Genomic DNA, 13,567 nt, shown 5'->3' with positions numbered 1-13,567 from the left:
TTTGACCGGTCGGTCACGCCCTGGTAACACCAGTCAGTGACCCTGGACTCACGTCACGTACACCGACCGTCGTCATGAGGGGGATCCCACCATGCAGGCCGCGCCCATCCGCGCCACCGCGATTCCGTCCTTCACCGACGTCCTGCGTACGGTCGAGTCCGTGCTCCTGCGCGGCGGCCAGCGCACCGCCCGCCGCAACGCCTGGACCTCCGTGCTGGAGGACCGCCGCCGTGCCAGGGACCGCGTCGAGGCCCAGCGCGCTCTCGACCGGTTCAACCGGCTCCCCGCCGTCCGTCCCTGACGGGCTCTCCCTCCTTCTCCCCCGCCCCTCACCTCCTCCCTCACGGCCCCTCTTCCCCTCCTCGTCGCCCTCCTCGTTCCCGTCTTCGTTCCCGCCCGGCCCGCCGCGCGGGTCCGTACGGGCACTGCCGTCGTCGGCTCTCAGGAGGGCCACGTAGACTTCGACGCATGGCGAGGAAGGACAACGCAGCCCCGGCTGCCACCCCCGGGCGACTGAAGCAGATCGCTCTGACCTACAAGATGACCCGCAGGGCCGACAAAAGGATCGGTCTGGTGCTCGCGGGTGTCTTCATCATCACCTTCGGTGTCCTCCTCGGGATCGGCTTCGCGATCGGACACCCGGTCTACCTCGGCATCCTGGGGCTGCTGCTCGCCTTCCTCGCGACGGCGATCGTCTTCGGACGCCGGGCCGAGCGGGCCGCCTTCGGACAGATGGAGGGCCAGCCGGGCGCCGCGGCGGCGGTCCTGGACAACATCGGCCGCGGCTGGACCGTCACCCCGGCGGTCGCCATGAACCGCAACCAGGACGTGGTGCACCGCGCGGTCGGCAAGGCCGGCATCGTGCTGGTCGGCGAGGGCAACCCGAACCGGCTGAAGTCCCTGCTCGCCGCCGAGAAGAAGAAGATGAACCGCATCGTCGCGGACGTCCCGGTGCACGATGTGATCGTCGGCACCGGCGAGGGCCAGGTCCCGCTGAAGAAGCTGCGCACCACCATGCTGAAGTACCCGCGCGTGCTGACCGGCCCGCAGGTCACCACCACCAACGACCGGCTGCGCGCCCTGGGCGACCTGATGAGCAACATGCCGCTGCCGAAGGGGCCGATGCCCAAGGGCATGCGGATGCCGAGGGGCCCGAGGATCCGCTGACCGTCCGCGCACACGACGCCTGTGGTGAGGGGCGCCCGGAGTGTGGTCCGGGCGCCCCTCACCATCTCGTCAAGGCGGGCATCTCGTCACGGGCGGGCATCTCGCCACAGGCGTCTTATCAGGGGGGCCCAGACGTTTTTGACAGGCGTGTCACGGGGGGTACGAGCGCCGGCTCCCCGCCGTCCTCCGGACCCCCGGCCGGCTCTCCGGTCCCCGAGGGAATCCCGGCCCCGGGCTTTCTGGATCCACAGAACCCCCTGGATCCACGCCCCGGCCGTGCCGGATCTCAGATCCGCACCTCGACCGTGCCCGCCAGCCGGTCGTGCAGACCGCGGCCGTCGCGGTCCCAGATCAGGGCGGGGACGGCCAGGCAGAGCAGCACCGTGCGCAGTGCGGCGCGCAGCGGCTGCACCTGGCCGGTGCTCAGGGCGAGAACCCGCAGACCGAACAGGCGCTTGCCCGGGGTGAAGCCGACCGTGCCGACCGTGAGGACGCCGAGCACCAGGAAGATGAGCAGGGCCCAGTTGCCGGTGGCCTGGTTGTAGTCATGGGTGATCAGGCCGTATGCGATCAGCATGCACAGCGCCCAGTCGACGGCGAGGGCGCCGAGGCGCCTGCCCGGACGGGCGATCGAGCCCGGCCCCTCCTTGGGCAGCCCCAGCCGTTCGCCCGGGTAGCCGAGGTCGACACCGGCTTCCTCCATGGCCGCACGCGGCCCCGACAGCCATGATGCAACTGCTCGCCTGTTGTCCACGCCTCCACCGTACTGTGACGCCGGAAACGGGGAAGTCGGCGGGGTGTCCACCGTCACGCTCCGCGCCGGCCCGGTTAACGTCTGCGAAACAAACGAGTCACGCCCGGGAAATCACCCGTCCCTAGGGTCGAGGGAGCACGTGCCGCGCACTGGCCGCACAGAACGATCTACCCACCCCGGCGCAACGGTCGGGAGTAGGAGGAGCTGGATGTTCCAGAACGCCGACGAGGCCAAGAAATTCATCGCGGACGAGGACGTCAAATTCATCGATGTCCGTTTCTGCGACCTGCCGGGCGTCATGCAGCACTTCACGGTGCCCGCCGAGGCGTTCGACCCCGACGAGGCGCTCGCTTTCGACGGCTCCTCGATCCGTGGTTTCCAGGCCATTCACGAGTCCGACATGGCCCTGCTCCCCGACCTGTCCACCGCGCGTGTGGACCCCTTCCGCCGGGACAAGACCCTCAACATCAACTTCTTCATCCACGACCCGATCACGGGTGAGCAGTACTCCCGTGACCCGCGCAACGTGGCCAAGAAGGCCGAGACGTACCTGGCCTCCACCGGGATCGCCGACACCGCGTACTTCGGTCCCGAGGCCGAGTTCTACATCTTCGACTCCGTCCGCTTCCGGACCGCCGAGAACGAGGCCTTCTACCACATCGACTCCGAGGCCGGTGCCTGGAACACCGGCGCGCTGGAGGACAACCGCGGCTACAAGGTCCGTTACAAGGGCGGCTACTTCCCGGTTCCGCCGGTCGACCACTTCGCCGACCTGCGCGCCGAGATGAGCCTGGAACTGGAGAAGTGCGGTCTGAAGGTGGAGCGCCAGCACCACGAGGTGGGCACCGCCGGCCAGGCCGAGATCAACTACAGGTTCAACACGCTGCTCGCCGCCGCCGACGACCTTCAGCTGTTCAAGTACATCGTGAAGAACGTCGCCTGGCGCAACGGCAAGACGGTGACCTTCATGCCGAAGCCGATCTTCGGCGACAACGGCTCGGGCATGCACGTGCACCAGTCGCTGTGGAACGCCGGTGAGCCGCTGTTCTACGACGAGTCCGGCTACGCGGGCCTGTCGGACACCGCCCGCTACTACATCGGCGGCATCCTCAAGCACGCCCCGGCGCTGCTGGCCTTCACCAACCCGACGGTGAACTCGTACCACCGCCTGGTGCCGGGCTTCGAGGCCCCGGTGAACCTGGTGTACTCGCAGCGCAACCGTTCCGCCGCGATGCGCATCCCGATCACCGGGTCCAACCCGAAGGCCAAGCGCGTGGAGTTCCGTGCGCCGGACTCCTCCGGCAACCCCTACCTGGCCTTCGCCGCGCTGCTGCTCGCGGGCCTGGACGGCATCAAGAACAAGATCGAGCCGCCGGAGCCGATCGACAAGGACCTGTACGAGCTGCCGCCCGAGGAGCACGCCAACGTCGCCCAGGTCCCGACCTCGCTGGACTCCGTCCTGCGGGCTCTGGAGGAGGACCACGAGTTCCTGCTCCAGGGCGATGTGTTCACGTCCGACCTGATCGAGACGTGGATCGACCTCAAGCGCACGCACGAGCTCGCTCCGCTGCAGCAGCGTCCGCACCCGCACGAGTTCGAGCTGTACTTCGACGTGTGATCAGCGCACCGGGGGTGACCAGGTGATTCGTCACTCCGTATCACCCCCGGTCCGCACAGAGTCCGCAAGAGAATTGATCTTGCCGCTAAGGACCCGTTCCACAGCGGCTCGCGTCGACTCGTCGGAGTCCGGCCACAGGTGGCCGTAGGTGTCCAGCGTCGTCTTCGCCGAAGCGTGGCGAAGACGATGCTGGACCACTTTCACGTCTGCCCCCGACGCGATGAGCAGCGACGCGTAGAAGTGCCGCAAGTCGTGGAAGCGGAAGCCGTCCGGCAGGCCCGGCACCTTCCCGCGGATGCGGCGCATCTCCCGCTCGACCTGCCACGGCCCGAGCTGGGAGCCGTCAGCGTCGACCAGGACGTGAGCCCGGTCCCGGCACAGCGGCTTCAGCACCGCAACGAGGCTGTCGGGGATCGGTACCGTCTCGCCGCTCATCTCCGTCTTCAGCGGCAGGTCTGGGTACTGCACGGCCGGGGTGATGGTCCGGCCCTCGAGGTCGACGTCTTCCGGCCGCAGCCCGCACACTTCCGCCGTGCGCAGGCCGACGAACGCGCCGAGCAGAAGCGCCGGCCGGAACAGCTCTCCCGCCTGCTCGTACAGCGCCCACACCTGCGCCTCGGTGGCCACGTAGGGCCGCGGCTTTCCTGCCCCCGGCGACGTGCGCCGTGAGCAGGGGTTCGCCGGGATCTTCCGATCGAGCACCGCGTCCTGCATCACCTGCGACAGCCGCGAGTGCAGGGCGAACAGGTACGACGCCGACAGCCCCTCGTAGCGCAGCTTCGCGAGCCATGCCCGGATCATGCTCGGCTGCACGGCCGTGAGCGGGAGCGGCCCGAACTCCTGCCGGATGCGCGCCAGGTGCACCTTCGCCTGCCGCACGGTGGACGGCCGACGCGCACCGTAGCCCTGCAGCCAGGTGTCGCACCACTCGTCCACGGTGACCTTCCGCGCCTGCGGGTCGACGTACTGGCCGGTGACGACGCTCGCCGTCACCTCGTCGAGCCACCGCTGCGCGTCGACCTTCCGCGCAAAGTGCCGGGCGTGCTCGCGGCCGGCCGCGTCCCGGTAGCGAGCGCGCCACTTACCGTTCGGCCGCTTCGCCAGGCTCGCCACCCTCGCCCCCCTTTCTGGACGGCAGTTCGAGCTCGAACACCGCCGTCCCGTCCCCTCGCCGGTAGAGACGGCCCATCGACCGCGTGAGGTACTTGACGACGTCCCAGACCCAGCCGTACCGCTCTGGGTGCTCCTCCCGCTTGCCGAACTCCACGGCCGGCACCTCGGTGTAGAAGTCGCGCGGGTCTGTGTCGTCGAGCGGCTTGAGCCCCCGAATCCATGACCGGACGGCGGGGGGCGGTGCAGACACAAGCGTGGTCACCGGGTACGGCTCGCTGCTGTCCGGGTCGACGAGGAGATGCACGGGAGCCACGTTCAATGCGGTCGCGAGCGCCAGAAGCTCGTCGACGGTGACGAGTCGCCGACGACGGCCATCCTTGTCACGGCGGCCGTTCTCCAGGTTGTAGAGAGCCTGAACCGACAGCTCATACCCGGCTTTCTCCGCACAGAGTTCGGACAGTTGCTGAACCGTGAGGCGCCGACGTTCACGTACCTCGCGGACCCTTCGGCCCACAGCGTCACTCGGATTCTCAACGTTAGTCACATCGGCCAACGTAGCGCTCCAATTGACTAACAGCAACCGGCAGTGTCACGCTTCAACGCGTTACGTCGATCCGACTACCTCCATAGTCGATTCAACGAAGGAGCGGGTATGCCGAAGCCGATCATGCCGCTGTGGTCGCCGGAAGAACTCGCGAAGTACCTCGGGGTGCCGATCCGAACCGTCTACAGCTGGAACTACACCGGCACCGGGCCGAAGTTCTGCCGAGTCGGGAAGCACGTGCGCTACCGGCCGGATGACGTCGACGCATGGCTGAACGCGCAGACCGTGCAGCCGGGAGGTGCCGCGGCATGAGCAGCAAGACGAACGCCCCGGCGGCAACCGGGGCGCAGACTGACCAACTGGCAGGCGGGTCGGTCCCCATCGTGACACAAGCCAGCGCCTGGCAGCACGCGCTCGCGCAGGCGAGCGAAGCGGCGCGCCGCGGCTTCCACGTCTTCCCTCTCGGCCGCGGCAAGCTCCCCGCGATCCGCTCGCCGCACCGGGAGGACCCGCCCGGCACACCTCCGTGCAGGGGCGAGTGCGGCCGACCAGGCCACGGCGTGCATGACGCAACCAGTGACCTGGACGCCGTGGCGCGTCTGTTCTCGCAAGCCCCGCACGCCACCGGGTACGGCATCGCCTGCGGGCGCGGCCCCGAACCCCTCATCGGCATCGACCTGGACCGGAAGAACGGCGTCGACGGCGTCGAGGAGCTGCAGCGGCTCGCCCGCGTCCACGGCTTCACCGTGCCGCGCACGATCACCGTATGCACCCCGTCCGGCGGCTTCCATCTATGGTTCACCGGCCCGGCCGGCGTGAAGGTCCCCAACTCCGCGGGCAGGCTCGCGCCCGGCGTCGACGTGCGCGGCACGGCCGGATACCTCGTCGGCCCCGGCTCGATGACCCCTGCCGGAACCTACGACCTGCACCCCGGCCTGGACGAGCTGACCGTCTACCCGATCCCGGCGCCGCTGCTGCGGCTCATCCTGCCGCCGCCCCCGGCTCCCCGCCCGGTCACCGGCCGCCGCGGGGCGGCGCGCCTTGGTCGTCGGATGCTCGGGCTCATCCGCACCGTGCTGGAAGCGCACCAGGGCGAGCGCAACGGCCGCCTGTTCTGGGCCGCCTGCAAGGCGTTCGAGGCCGCACAGAACGGCGACGCCGACGCGGCCGCCGTCGAGCGGGCGCTCGTGGAAGCCGCGCTCGCGGTCGGCCTGGACGAGCGGGAGGCGCGGGCCACCATCGCGAGCGCGCAGCGCACGGCCGGGCGGGGGGCGGCATGAGCAACAACGACGACATCAGCCGGAAGGCGCGAGAGATTTCGGAGGCGAGCGGCATCGACGTCGAGGAGAAGAAGGGCCGCGGCCCGTCGCAGGCGTCCCAGCTCGTCGCCCTGGCCCGCGAGCGCTACGACCTGTTCATGTCCGAGGACGGCCGCCCCTACGGGGTGAAGAAGGACGGCCCGAACATCGCCCGCCCACTGCGAGGAAAAGCCGGCCTGCGCACGGAACTGTCCCGGATCTACGCCGACGAGCACGGCGGGGCATCCGCGACCCAGTCGGCGCTCACCGACGCAATCACCACCCTGGAGGGCTACGCCCAAGCCGTCGACCCCGTCCCCCTTCACCTGCGGGTCGGCAAGCACGAGGGACGCATCATCGTCGACCTGGGCTCGTCCGACGGCCGGTGCGTCATCGTCGGCCCCGACGGGTGGGAGCGGGCCGCCCGCTCACCGATCATGTTCCGCCGGTCCGGTGCCATGAAGCCGCTGCCCGAACCGGTCCGCGACGGCGACGGCCTGGCCAAGCTGCGCGCGCTGCTCAACACCGACGAGGACGGATTCCGACTGCTCGTCGCATGGCTCGTCGCCGCGTTCATCCCCGACCTGCCGCACCCGATCCTCACCTTCCGCGGCGAGCAGGGCACCGGCAAGTCCTACTCCGCGAAGATGGTGATCGGACTCGTCGACCCGTCCGGCGCGCCGAAGCGCACCGCCCCCCGCGACATCAAGTCGTGGAGCGTGCAAGCCTTCAACTCGTGGGCGCTGTGCCTGGACAACGTGTCGATCATCCCCGACTGGCTGTCCGATGCACTGTGCCGCGCCGTGACCGGTGACGGCATCGTCGACCGCGCTCTGTACACCGACGATGACGTGGTCGTACTCGAGTTCCGCCGCGTCCTGGCCATGACCACGATCGACGCGGGGGCGCTGGCCGGGGACCTTGCCGAGCGGCTGCTGACGATCGAGCTGCACACGATCCCGGACCGCCGGCGCCGCGAGGAGAACGAGCTCGACGCCGCTTACGCCGACGCGCACGCCGCCATCCTGGCTTCCCTGTTCGATCTGCTCGCCGAAGTCCTGCGCGTCCTGCCAAAGGTTCACCTCGAGGAGCGCCCCCGCATGGCCGACTTCGCCCGGGTGCTCGCCGCCGTCGACATGGTGAAGGGCTGGAACACACTCGACAGCTACAAGGCCACCGCCCGCGACGCTGTGGCCGATGTCCTGGACGGCGAGCCGTTCGCCCAGGCCGTCGTCGCGCTCGTCGACCGCGCCGGACCCGACGGCATCACGGTGACCGCCTCCGAGTTGCTGGAGCGGGTGCAGGCACCGGAGCGGCTGCCGAAGAAGTGGCCGAAGGACTCCACGCGGGCCGGTGGACAGCTCAAGCGGCTTGCGCCGGTGCTGCGGACCATCGGTATCGAGGTCGACGACAGCAAGCGCGGCCCGGCCCCGAAGCGTCAGCGGCTGTACCGCCTGACCGCGTCAGCAGATAGAAGGTGCGAAACAGCGTCCACAGCGTCCAGTACAGACGGAAAAGATGCTGTGACCAGCGGAAACAGGGTGGACGCTGGCATGGACGCTGTAGCGTCCACCCCTCTCCCCGAACAACTCGGGATGGACGCTGTGGACGCTGAGATGGACGCTAGCCATCCCGTAGCGTCCATCCCCGGCACCCGCTCTGACCAGCAGCTTTCCCACGGCATGGACGCTGCGGACGCTATGGACGCTGAAATGCGCCCACTCTCGCATGACGTCCGCCCCAAGACGCCGTGCGCCCGCTGCTCCCGCCCCCAGTGGAACGCCGAAGGCTCCCCGCTCTGCGGCGCCTGCCGCGACGCGGCCTGAACCGAGAGGAACCGATCATGACGGACGCCGAACTGCAGGCCCGCGCCCTCGCCATCGTCGCCACCGTCGCGGAAGACCGACACGACGACGTGGGCACGCTGCTCGCTGACCTCACGCCGGACGAGACGGCAACCGTCGTCGCTGCCCTGGCCGCGCTCGCCCTGCGCTGCTGGCTGCCCAGCGCGGCCGCCGGCACCGACCCGGCCGCCCGGCACCGCGGCGCCCAGCGCGTGCGCCGACTGCTGCTCACCGTCGTCGGCGACGCCGCGGCCTGACCCAGGGGGCGTCAGATCTTGCCGGTGGGGAGGGTTTCGAACGCAGGCGGGGGTGATGCGCGCATGATCGCGAGTTTCAGGCGGGTTTCTGAGGACGTTGTAGTCGCCAATCACAGGCCCTGACCTGCACGAAAGCGCACATAGGGATACGGGGTAGGGGTATCTTGGGTGTACGGATGTACACGGCGTGAGGAGACACGACATGCCCCGGACCCTGAACCGTCCCGCCTGGCTGGACCAGGACACCACCGACAATCCGTCGAGCGTGCAGCTTCGGCAGCAGCGACACCAGCTCATGCAGCAGGCGCGCAGCATCTACCGGCGCTGTGAGCAGGAGCGGCGAGACCTGACTGCCGAGGAGAATGCCGAGTTCGAGCGGCTGACCCGCGACATCGAGCAGCTCACCGAGCGGATCGAGACGACAGAGGCCGCCGAGCACCGGGCGGCGATGTCCGCCGTGCCGATCCGGCCGGCCGCCGACCGCCCGGATGACGGCACGCGCAGCGGCTACAGCCTGCCGTGGCAGCGCTCGCGCGGCGTGGCGGTGCGCCTGACCCGCGAGCAGCGGATGAGCGATCACGTCCGTGAGCGCGGGTACGGCACCGCGGACGGTCTGTCGTTCGACCGCATGGTGCGCGGCATGCTCACCGGCGACTGGATCGGCGCCGACGCCGAACGGCGCGCCCTGTCCGAAGGCGTGGCCAGTGCGGGCGGGGTGCTCGTGCCGACTCCGCTCGCGGCGCAGGTGCTCGACATGGCCCGCGCGCAGACCCGCGTCATGCAGGCCGGCGCCGTCACGGTGCCCATGGAGTCCTCCACGTTGAAGATTGCCCGGCAGACCGGTGACCCGGCTCTGGCGTGGCACACCGAGGGCGACCAGATCAACGAGTCGGATCTGTCGTTCGACGCGATCACGCTGAAGGCGCAGACGCTGCCGTGCCTCGTGCGAGCGTCCATCGAGGTCCTGGAGGACGTCGACAACCTGGACGACATCATCAGCCGGTCCGTGGCCCGCGCGATCGCGCTGGAGCTGGACCGTGTGGCGCTGCGCGGCAGCGGCGTCGCACCGGAACCGCGCGGCCTGCGCAACACGAGCGGGGTCACGATCAACGACCTGGGCACCAACGGTGCTGCGCCGACCTGGGACCAGCTGACGGGCGCGGTGGGTGCAATCCGCGGTCAGAACTGGGAGCCGAACGCGGCGATCCTGCACCCGCGCACGGAGACCGACCTGAACGGGCAGAAGGACAGCAACGGCCAGTACCTGAACCCGCCGGCCATGCTGTCGGGCCTGCAGCGGCTCACCACCACCCAGGTGCCGGTGAACCTGACGCACGGCACCGCGAACGACGCGTCCGAGGTGTACGTGGGCCAGTGGTCCCACCTGCTCGTCGGCCTGCGCACGTCGTTCACGATCCGGCCGCTCGTCGAGCGGTACGTGGACACGGGCGAGATCGGGTTCTTCGCCTACCTGCGTGCCGACATCGCGGTGGCGCACCCGGAGGCGTTCACGATCCTCGACGGCGTGATCCCGGCCTGATCATGCGACTGTCGGACGTGTTCACCGAGGATGAGGTAGACCTGTCCGCGCTGGAGGCGCCGGAGAATCCTTCGGCGCCTGCCGCCCGTCGCCCGCTCGAGCGGGCCGCCGAGGATCTGCTGATCTCCCGGCCCGACCTGGGCAACGGGCACGCGACCATGATTCTCGCGGGGGAGCCGATTCCCCGGCACCTGGCGGGCTTCGAGCGTCGCCCCCTTAACGCCCCCTCCGCGCGTCGCCGGTCTCCTCAGCGGCGGGGAAAGTCTCGTCAGGACGGCGATTTGGGCATGGGCGCCTGACTGACGAGATGCCAGAGACCCCCCGGACGTGGTGGCGTTCGGGGGGTCATCCGTGTGTACGAGGCGCGTTACTCGTCGGCCTTCCAGATGACGAACGTTCCCTTGTTGGGCAGGGTCACGACCAGGCCGCGGTCGCGCAGCTCCTGGACGGCCCGGCGCGCGGTGCCCGGGGCTACGCCGTACTGCGCTGCCATGTCCCGTTCGTTCGGCAGGCGTGCGCCGTGCGGCAGGCGCCCAGAGCGGATCTCGGCTTCCACCTGGTTCGCTACGCGCACGTAGACGTAGGTGAACGGGTCTTCGGTCATGGCCGGAACGTACGGCGACCGTCCGTGCCCGACACCCGTAGGTGGCTCCATGTGGCCGTATGGGGTGCCCTGTAGTGGCCTATAGCGGTACGGTCCCAGCAGGCAAAACGCCGAACCCCCGCGACCGCTGGGACGGCCCGGGGGCGTGGCCGACTGCAGAGGAGTCGACATGTCAGAGCCTACGCAGCACGAGACGACGCCGGACAGCCCCCGCACCATCGCTTGGTGCTCGTGGCATCAGGGCCTGAGCGGCACCGCGCGGCTTGTGCGGATCATCGAGCAGGCGAGCGGGCCGGGCGCTGCCCTGTACGCCTGCGCGTCGTGCCGCGAGGTGTTCCGCCTGGTGCCCGTGGCGGACCAGCCGTGAACGGCGAGACGGCCGCCGCCACTCCGGCCGGGAGGGCGTTCATCGCGCTCGCCGCCCACTGCTCCGGCTGCGCCGACTGCCGGCCGAACCCGGAGGTGTCCGCCGCCGAGCGGCCGGACTGCCCGCAGGCCGCCGAGCTGTACCGGGTGTGGAACCGGCTGTGGCGGATGGAACGGTGTAGGGGACACTGAGCGAGCCGCGGCAGGCATTCTCGCGAGGCACGCCGTCCCGCCCGGATGGTGGGACCCCGGCATCGCAGCCGCCCCCGGACCGGTACGACCGGCCGGGGGCGGTGCCGTGTCCTACGGGGCACTGCCGCCCTGTAGGACACGACCAGCAGGTGTCATACGCCCTGGTCAGTGGGGGCGTACAGGTGCTTCACGCGGATGGCGACGACGTCCGGGCGACGCCCGGTCCGCCGCTGCTCCTGGACGATGAACCGGTGTGCCTGCGCCAGTCGTCGCACGGCGAACCGGACGGCGTCGGACACGGTCATACCGGCGTCCTGCAGGACGGCCAGATCCTCGAGGAGTTCGGGCGTGGTGCGCACCGACAGCGTTCGCTTGTGGCTCACTGGCCCGCCTCCCGCTCGTCGGCGAGGAATGCAGCCACCTTGGGGAAGTGCCGGCGGAAGAACCGGTCCGCGTCGTCGTTGGCGGCCGCGCGGTACGCGCCGAGGTTGGCATCGTCCCGGCGGTCCTGCAGCCGACGGCGTTCTTCGGCCGCTTCGTAGTCGCCGCGGCACATCTCCTGCAGGCTGGGCTTCTCGTAGTCGTCGGCCGCGACTTCGTCGGCGCGGTCGCACAGTGCCTCAAGCCGGTTGGCGAAGTCGCGTATCTCGGCTGCGACCTGCCGGGCCTTGGCCGGGGTGAGCTCTCCGGTGGACGCGCCGTAGTGGAGCCACACCCGCGTAAAGCGGCCGTCGACCTGGCGGCGGTTCTCGTCGTAGCTCCAGCCGGTGACGACGATCTGGGCGGCGAGGAACGGCCCGTCGACGGGCATGTCGGCGTCGATGTCCCGGGTCGCCGTCTCGATGGGCGTGGTGGCGTCCCAGCCGCCGGCGTCGTCGCGGACGAGGGTCAGCTGCGCCTCGGTGAGCGCAGTGCCGGACGACGACTGTTCGGCCGTGAGCTGGGCGAGTACGGCGTTCGCGATGTCCGCGGCCAGCTGCGGCGTGTACTGCTCGGGCAGGGTCTTCAGCAGTGCCGCGCGGACCGCGTCGGGGATGGAATCGGTGGTCTTGCTGAGGTCGAAGGCGGGGCCGGTGGGTACGGTGTTGCTCATGGTCGGACTTCCTTGCGTGCGAAGGGGTCTGATCTAGGCGCCGTGCGGTGTATGGAGCACCGGGCGGCGCCGCTTCGTCTGGTACCGGCTCGCAGGGTGGGCCGCGAGCGGTCCGCAAAGAGTCCGCAGGATCATCAAAAACAGCCGTCAACGACCGGTAATCACCGGTAGGGAAAGCACAGGTCAGGCGGCATATCTCGAACGTTTGCGCAGGCCACAGAGGTGCGCGTTTAGTTCGAGCTGTACTTCGACGTGTGAGCCGCCCGGGCCGGCTCCTCGCCGGCCCTTCGGCAACGGGACAGCAGGACGTGCCGGAGCAGCCGGCGCACATGGCCGAGGGCCGCTCCCTGTGGGGACAGGGAGCGGCCCTCGGCCTTGCCGCGTTCAGCGGACCAGGATCACCACAGGACCGGAGTTGTAGCCGTAGCCGTAGTTGTAGGGGAAGAAGCCCCCAAAGCCGCCGAAGCCACCGAAGCCGCCGCAGTGGCCACGCCACCAGCCGCCGTAGTAGCAGCCACCGCCCTGGACGAGGCTGGTGGACGCCTGGGCCGGGGTTGTTGCCGGGGTCGCCGCCGCAGCCGTGCCTGCTGTGCCCAGGGCGGCACCACCGGCCATCAGAGCTCCGACTGCGGACATTGCGAAGAGACGCCTCGCACGTTGTGCTTTCATGGAAATACCTTCCTCTCCACCCCCTCGTACGGCCTTCGCGCACGAGACGGATGGCCGCGGCCGCAGCGGGAAAGGTACGGCGACGCGGTCGTAGGTCTGCCGCTTGCTGAGTGCGGCTCTCACCTCAGAGGCTAAACGGGTACCGCCGGCGCGGCATCTTGGAGACGGAGGACGCTCAGAGGAGCGGCACGCGGCCCGGGAAGGGGAACGGGGATGACAGGGAAGTCCGAGCCGGACGACTGGGAGCGCGAATTCGATCTCCGCTGGGCGGACGCCGCCGAGCACAAGGAGCCCTCCGCCCGGGCCCGTATGCTCGCCGCCCGCTGGAAGAACAGCCCGCCGGGCCCGGTCCCGTTCCGCGCCGATCCGGACCGCGTCGCCCGGCGCCGCTCGCCGTGGATGTCCACCGTCGTGGTGCTCGGCTGCGTCGCCCTGGTGATCGTGCTCCTCGGCTACGCCCAGACGCGCACCTGACCTCCGGACCGGGCGCACGGCCCCGCTGCCGCCC

The 13,567-nt window shown here is 69.8% G+C and carries 19 protein-coding genes; 12 read left to right on the top strand and 7 right to left on the bottom strand.

Annotated features, from left to right (window positions below; translation table 11 throughout):
• Positions 1–91 precede the first annotated feature (91 nt).
• Positions 92–301, top strand: a complete 210-nt coding sequence (locus tag ABD224_RS04760) for an SCO2195 family GlnR-regulated protein (RefSeq protein WP_344047088.1) — start codon at positions 92–94, stop codon at positions 299–301.
• A 167-nt stretch (positions 302–468) separates the two neighbouring features.
• The gene (locus tag ABD224_RS04755; protein WP_344047086.1) at positions 469–1,167 is read left to right on the top strand and encodes a DUF4191 domain-containing protein; all 699 of its coding nucleotides are present in this window, start codon (positions 469–471) and stop codon (positions 1,165–1,167) included.
• A gap of 286 nt (positions 1,168–1,453) precedes the next feature.
• Here the strand turns inward: ABD224_RS04755 and ABD224_RS04750 are convergent, their stop codons facing one another.
• The gene (locus ABD224_RS04750; protein ID WP_344047084.1) at positions 1,454–1,921 is read right to left on the bottom strand and encodes an RDD family protein; all 468 of its coding nucleotides are present in this window, start codon (positions 1,919–1,921) and stop codon (positions 1,454–1,456) included.
• Positions 1,922–2,129: 208 nt separating this feature from the next.
• Here ABD224_RS04750 and glnA point away from each other — a divergent pair, with 208 nt between their 5' ends.
• Positions 2,130–3,539, top strand: coding sequence for a type I glutamate--ammonia ligase (gene glnA / locus ABD224_RS04745; protein ID WP_344047082.1), 1,410 nt, complete (start codon positions 2,130–2,132; stop codon positions 3,537–3,539).
• A 30-nt stretch (positions 3,540–3,569) separates the two neighbouring features.
• Here glnA and ABD224_RS04740 read toward each other — a convergent pair whose 3' ends face one another.
• Together ABD224_RS04740 and ABD224_RS04735 are read right to left on the bottom strand one after the other, a co-directional pair.
• Positions 3,570–4,652 carry a site-specific integrase gene (locus ABD224_RS04740; protein ID WP_344047080.1) on the bottom strand — a complete coding sequence of 361 codons (1,083 nt, stop codon included), beginning with the start codon at positions 4,650–4,652 and terminating at the stop codon, positions 3,570–3,572.
• A complete protein-coding gene (locus ABD224_RS04735; protein ID WP_344047078.1) occupies positions 4,621–5,196 on the bottom strand; it encodes a hypothetical protein in 576 nt (191 codons plus the stop codon). Before ABD224_RS04735 ends, ABD224_RS04740 begins: the two co-directional genes overlap by 32 nt.
• 108 nt (positions 5,197–5,304) lie before the next feature.
• Here ABD224_RS04735 and ABD224_RS04730 point away from each other — a divergent pair, with 108 nt between their 5' ends.
• The 6 genes from ABD224_RS04730 to ABD224_RS04705 all read left to right on the top strand — a co-directional run bounded on the left by ABD224_RS04730 (position 5,305) and on the right by ABD224_RS04705 (position 10,434).
• On the top strand, positions 5,305–5,508 hold the full coding sequence (locus ABD224_RS04730) for a helix-turn-helix transcriptional regulator (RefSeq protein ID WP_344047076.1): 204 nt from the start codon (positions 5,305–5,307) through the stop codon (positions 5,506–5,508).
• Positions 5,505–6,476 carry a bifunctional DNA primase/polymerase gene (locus ABD224_RS04725; protein ID WP_344047074.1) on the top strand — a complete coding sequence of 324 codons (972 nt, stop codon included), beginning with the start codon at positions 5,505–5,507 and terminating at the stop codon, positions 6,474–6,476. The genes ABD224_RS04730 and ABD224_RS04725 overlap by 4 nt, the downstream gene beginning before the upstream one ends.
• Entirely contained in the window at positions 6,473–8,320 is a 1,848-nt protein-coding gene (locus tag ABD224_RS04720; protein WP_344047072.1) for an ATP-binding protein, read from the top strand. Before ABD224_RS04725 ends, ABD224_RS04720 begins: the two co-directional genes overlap by 4 nt.
• A 17-nt stretch (positions 8,321–8,337) precedes the next feature.
• Positions 8,338–8,595 carry a hypothetical protein gene (locus ABD224_RS04715; RefSeq protein WP_344047070.1) on the top strand — a complete coding sequence of 86 codons (258 nt, stop codon included), beginning with the start codon at positions 8,338–8,340 and terminating at the stop codon, positions 8,593–8,595.
• A 202-nt stretch (positions 8,596–8,797) separates the two neighbouring features.
• Positions 8,798–10,135, top strand: coding sequence for a phage major capsid protein (locus tag ABD224_RS04710; RefSeq protein ID WP_344047068.1), 1,338 nt, complete (start codon positions 8,798–8,800; stop codon positions 10,133–10,135).
• Between the two features lie 2 nt (positions 10,136–10,137).
• A complete protein-coding gene (locus ABD224_RS04705; RefSeq protein WP_344047066.1) occupies positions 10,138–10,434 on the top strand; it encodes a hypothetical protein in 297 nt (98 codons plus the stop codon).
• Between the two features lie 68 nt (positions 10,435–10,502).
• On the opposite strand, the gene ABD224_RS04700 is transcribed toward ABD224_RS04705, so the two are convergent.
• Complete coding sequence (locus tag ABD224_RS04700) at positions 10,503–10,739, bottom strand: winged helix-turn-helix domain-containing protein (protein ID WP_344047064.1); 237 nt, start codon at positions 10,737–10,739, stop codon at positions 10,503–10,505.
• Between the two features lie 169 nt (positions 10,740–10,908).
• On the opposite strand from ABD224_RS04700, the gene ABD224_RS04695 reads away from it, so the two are divergent.
• Both ABD224_RS04695 and ABD224_RS04690 read left to right on the top strand, forming a co-directional pair.
• Positions 10,909–11,106 (top strand): hypothetical protein, encoded by a 198-nt coding sequence (locus ABD224_RS04695; RefSeq protein ID WP_344047062.1) that lies wholly within the window; start codon positions 10,909–10,911, stop codon positions 11,104–11,106.
• Positions 11,103–11,297, top strand: a complete 195-nt coding sequence (locus ABD224_RS04690; protein WP_344047060.1) for a hypothetical protein — start codon at positions 11,103–11,105, stop codon at positions 11,295–11,297. Before ABD224_RS04695 ends, ABD224_RS04690 begins: the two co-directional genes overlap by 4 nt.
• A 152-nt stretch (positions 11,298–11,449) precedes the next feature.
• Here ABD224_RS04690 and ABD224_RS04685 read toward each other — a convergent pair whose 3' ends face one another.
• From ABD224_RS04685 to ABD224_RS04675, 3 genes are all read right to left on the bottom strand, one after another.
• The gene (locus ABD224_RS04685; RefSeq protein ID WP_344047058.1) at positions 11,450–11,680 is read right to left on the bottom strand and encodes a hypothetical protein; all 231 of its coding nucleotides are present in this window, start codon (positions 11,678–11,680) and stop codon (positions 11,450–11,452) included.
• Positions 11,677–12,390, bottom strand: coding sequence for a hypothetical protein (locus tag ABD224_RS04680; protein ID WP_344047056.1), 714 nt, complete (start codon positions 12,388–12,390; stop codon positions 11,677–11,679). The genes ABD224_RS04685 and ABD224_RS04680 overlap by 4 nt, the downstream gene beginning before the upstream one ends.
• Before the next feature lie 384 nt (positions 12,391–12,774).
• A complete protein-coding gene (locus ABD224_RS04675) occupies positions 12,775–13,026 on the bottom strand; it encodes a hypothetical protein (RefSeq protein ID WP_344047054.1) in 252 nt (83 codons plus the stop codon).
• Between the two features lie 246 nt (positions 13,027–13,272).
• Between ABD224_RS04675 and ABD224_RS04670 the strand changes: the two genes are divergently transcribed.
• The gene (locus ABD224_RS04670) at positions 13,273–13,533 is read left to right on the top strand and encodes an SCO2583/SCO2584 N-terminal domain-containing protein (protein ID WP_344047052.1); all 261 of its coding nucleotides are present in this window, start codon (positions 13,273–13,275) and stop codon (positions 13,531–13,533) included.
• Positions 13,534–13,567: the final 34 nt, after the last annotated feature.

The sequence above is a fragment of the Streptomyces thermoalcalitolerans genome, assembly GCF_039525155.1.
Classification (GTDB): Bacteria; Actinomycetota; Actinomycetes; order Streptomycetales; family Streptomycetaceae; genus Streptomyces; species Streptomyces thermovulgaris.
Note: the sequence above shows the minus strand (reverse complement) of the source record. Positions and strands in the feature narration are given on the sequence as shown.

Bases quoted from the DNA above. Each gene is read 5' to 3' on its own strand.
- ABD224_RS04760 (WP_344047088.1), top strand. From the start codon at position 92: ATGCAGGCCGCGCCCATCCGCGCCACCGCGATTCCGTCCTTCACCGAC.
- ABD224_RS04755 (WP_344047086.1), top strand. From the start codon at position 469: ATGGCGAGGAAGGACAACGCAGCCCCGGCTGCCACCCCCGGGCGACTG.
- glnA (WP_344047082.1), top strand. From the start codon at position 2,130: ATGTTCCAGAACGCCGACGAGGCCAAGAAATTCATCGCGGACGAGGAC.
- ABD224_RS04730 (WP_344047076.1), top strand. From the start codon at position 5,305: ATGCCGAAGCCGATCATGCCGCTGTGGTCGCCGGAAGAACTCGCGAAG.
- ABD224_RS04725 (WP_344047074.1), top strand. From the start codon at position 5,505: ATGAGCAGCAAGACGAACGCCCCGGCGGCAACCGGGGCGCAGACTGAC.
- ABD224_RS04720 (WP_344047072.1), top strand. From the start codon at position 6,473: ATGAGCAACAACGACGACATCAGCCGGAAGGCGCGAGAGATTTCGGAG.
- ABD224_RS04715 (WP_344047070.1), top strand. From the start codon at position 8,338: ATGACGGACGCCGAACTGCAGGCCCGCGCCCTCGCCATCGTCGCCACC.
- ABD224_RS04710 (WP_344047068.1), top strand. From the start codon at position 8,798: ATGCCCCGGACCCTGAACCGTCCCGCCTGGCTGGACCAGGACACCACC.
- ABD224_RS04705 (WP_344047066.1), top strand. From the start codon at position 10,138: ATGCGACTGTCGGACGTGTTCACCGAGGATGAGGTAGACCTGTCCGCG.
- ABD224_RS04700 (WP_344047064.1), bottom strand. From the start codon at position 10,739: ATGACCGAAGACCCGTTCACCTACGTCTACGTGCGCGTAGCGAACCAG.
- ABD224_RS04695 (WP_344047062.1), top strand. From the start codon at position 10,909: ATGTCAGAGCCTACGCAGCACGAGACGACGCCGGACAGCCCCCGCACC.
- ABD224_RS04680 (WP_344047056.1), bottom strand. From the start codon at position 12,390: ATGAGCAACACCGTACCCACCGGCCCCGCCTTCGACCTCAGCAAGACC.
- ABD224_RS04675 (WP_344047054.1), bottom strand. From the start codon at position 13,026: ATGTCCGCAGTCGGAGCTCTGATGGCCGGTGGTGCCGCCCTGGGCACA.
- ABD224_RS04670 (WP_344047052.1), top strand. From the start codon at position 13,273: ATGACAGGGAAGTCCGAGCCGGACGACTGGGAGCGCGAATTCGATCTC.